Origin of the sequence: Psychrobacter sp. (assembly GCF_035469765.1) — a bacterium.
Lineage (GTDB): Bacteria > Pseudomonadota > Gammaproteobacteria > Pseudomonadales > Moraxellaceae > Psychrobacter.
This window is the reverse complement of the sequence record NZ_DATIRM010000404.1, coordinates 1-2440: the sequence shown is the minus strand read 5'-3', so window position 1 is coordinate 2440 and position 2440 is coordinate 1. Positions and strand designations below refer to the sequence as shown.

At 43.1% G+C, this 2440-nt stretch carries 3 protein-coding genes; all 3 read left to right on the top strand.

Translation table 11 applies throughout. The features are described 5' to 3' along the window. Positions 1–159 precede the first annotated feature (159 nt). On the top strand, positions 160–858 hold the full coding sequence (gene pyrF, locus VLN09_RS11240; RefSeq protein WP_325246553.1) for an orotidine-5'-phosphate decarboxylase: 699 nt from the start codon (positions 160–162) through the stop codon (positions 856–858). Between the two features lie 123 nt (positions 859–981). Continuing rightward, positions 982–1779: a metallophosphoesterase gene (locus VLN09_RS11235; RefSeq protein WP_325246551.1), complete on the top strand. Its 798-nt coding sequence runs from the start codon at positions 982–984 to the stop codon at positions 1777–1779. Between the two features lie 165 nt (positions 1780–1944). Further along, on the top strand, positions 1945–2440 hold a 496-nt coding region (locus VLN09_RS11230), incomplete at its 3' end, for a histidine phosphatase family protein (protein WP_325246549.1).

Below are 2440 nucleotides of genomic sequence, written 5' to 3'. Positions count from 1 at the left end.
ATGTACAGGATACATCAGTGGGTAGTGCTCAGCTTAACGTCCATGAAGATGCAGTTTTGACCAAGAAAAAACGCGATTACTGATTAATAAGCATGATGCGTTTTTACAGCTTATTTTGTATACCATAATTTGATAAACCTGATATAAAGAGGCATAACAATGAATAACGCAATCAATTCTCCAGTCATCGTTGCATTAGACAATATGACAAAGGATGCCTCTCTTGCGTTAGCTGACCAATTAGACCCGGCGTTATGCCGATTAAAAGTAGGTAAAGAGCTTTTTACGCGCTGTGGTCCTGAGATAGTCAAAGCACTCCATCAGCGTCAGTTTGAGGTGTTTTTAGACTTAAAATTCCATGATATTCCTAACACAACGGCACAGGCGGTACTGGCTGCTGCTGAGCTTGGTATATGGATGGTCAACGTGCATGCAAGTGCTGGCTTAGAGGCAATGTCATTAGCAAAGCAGCGTTTATTGGATGGAGATTTTAAAACTTTGCTAATAGCAGTTACTGTTCTGACTTCTATGGATAATCAAGCACTTTTGCAGACGGGTATCACTGACGGCTTAGATGCGCAAGTGAGCCGTTTAGCACAATTGACCAAGCAAGCCGGTCTTGATGGGGTAGTCTGTTCAGCACAAGAAGCGCAGACGCTAAAAGCACTATGTGGTCAAGACTTCAAGCTAGTCACTCCTGGTATTCGCCTGCCAGATGACAATGCTGATGATCAAAAGCGTATCTGTACGCCAAAACAGGCATTAAATGATGGCTCTGATTATTTGGTGATTGGGCGCTCAATTACCCAAGCGGCAGATCCTGCGGCTAAGTTGCAGTTGATACTTCAAAGCCTCTAACTTTTAAGTTAAATGCTTAAGTAACAAAAGTAAAAAGACAGCATAAGACGCTGTCTTTTTACTTTTTGCCGGTAGGTGAAAAGGTGCTAAACTATTTACGTTTATTTAATGATATTGACCGCTATGAAATTACAGATTTTGAGTGACTTACATATTGACAGTTATGCTCGTCAATTGCACCCGATAGGGCATATCCCTAAAACTGACGCAGACATCGTGCTAGTGGCGGGAGATACTGCCAATAGCGATATTGGTATGCCATGGCTACAAGAGCAAGCAGCACGCTTACAAGTCCCTCTTATCACCATCGCCGGCAATCATGAGTACTTCAATGAAGACGTGCTGCATTTTGATAAAAAGCTGGCGACTTGGGACAATTATAATGGTGAATCAAAGCAGGGCGTACGATTTTTGCAGTGCCAGCATATTGATATTGGAGAGGTGCGAATCTTAGGTTGTACGCTTTGGACCGATTATCAATATCAAGCCAATGAAGATACTATGGCAGCGGTAATGCGCTTTATGCGTGACTATAAACAAATCTATGCTGGCAGCGAGCTGTTTTCACCTGAGGTATCAATGCAGATCCATGCCAAGCAGCGCCAATGGCTCAAGCAGGCATTAATAACCGCCAAAGCATTGGGCAAAAAAACTGTGGTCATGAGTCATCATAGCATTAGCCCATTATCTGTCTCTGAGAAATATGCCACTTTGCCAAGCAACGCTGCGTTTGTCAGTGATTTGTCCGCATGGATGTATGAGGACTGGGCACCAACGCTATGGGTACACGGACATACGCACGAGGCATTTGATTATCAAATCAATAAAACGCGAGTCATCGTTAATCCACGAGCTTATCCAAATGAGGTCAGTAGTACGGCGTTATCGTTTGCATGGGATAGAGTGATTGATATCGGTTAGTTGCGCGTAATAAATGTAAATTTTTATTTTGTAAGGTCACAGTGTCATAGTATTTTAGTGATATGCAAATCAATGGGTCTGCTCTAGATATATTTGCTTTAGATTATGTTGCAGTTGGACTTATATTTGGTTCATTCCTGTTAGAAAATCTGATAGGCTTGTATGATGAGTAAACTTCCTAATAACACCACATCGCGCCTATCCGCTGAAAAGCTTGCGAGTCATACTCCAAGTGCACCAGCGCCCTCACATCTTCCTGATAGTATGATGTCGTCGGTCAGCTTGTTACCTGAACATAAGCGCCTGATTTTATTTACCAGACATTCCCTGCGTGAGCGCTCTGATGGTAATGGCTTTGCCAGTTATCAGCTGCCATTGACACCTAAAGGTCGCGTATTAGCAAAATCTTGGGGTCGTTGGTTGGCAGGACATCTGCCGTATTCACTTGATGTTGATAGCATCTCAAGCCCGATTGGTCGCTGTATTGATACCGCGCAGCTAATGCAAGAAGGGGCAGGACTACGACGTGATATCGCACACCAATCATTACTGGTTGAACCCGGTAGTCTCGTGACTGAGCCTGATATTGCAAATCCCATTTTTAAAGAGATTGGCGTTCTCAATTTTATCAATCGATTCTTGCAAGGTAATCTTGAAGGCA

Bases quoted from the DNA above. Each gene is read 5' to 3' on its own strand.
- VLN09_RS11235 (WP_325246551.1), top strand. From the start codon at position 982: ATGAAATTACAGATTTTGAGTGACTTACATATTGACAGTTATGCTCGT.
- pyrF (WP_325246553.1), top strand. From the start codon at position 160: ATGAATAACGCAATCAATTCTCCAGTCATCGTTGCATTAGACAATATG.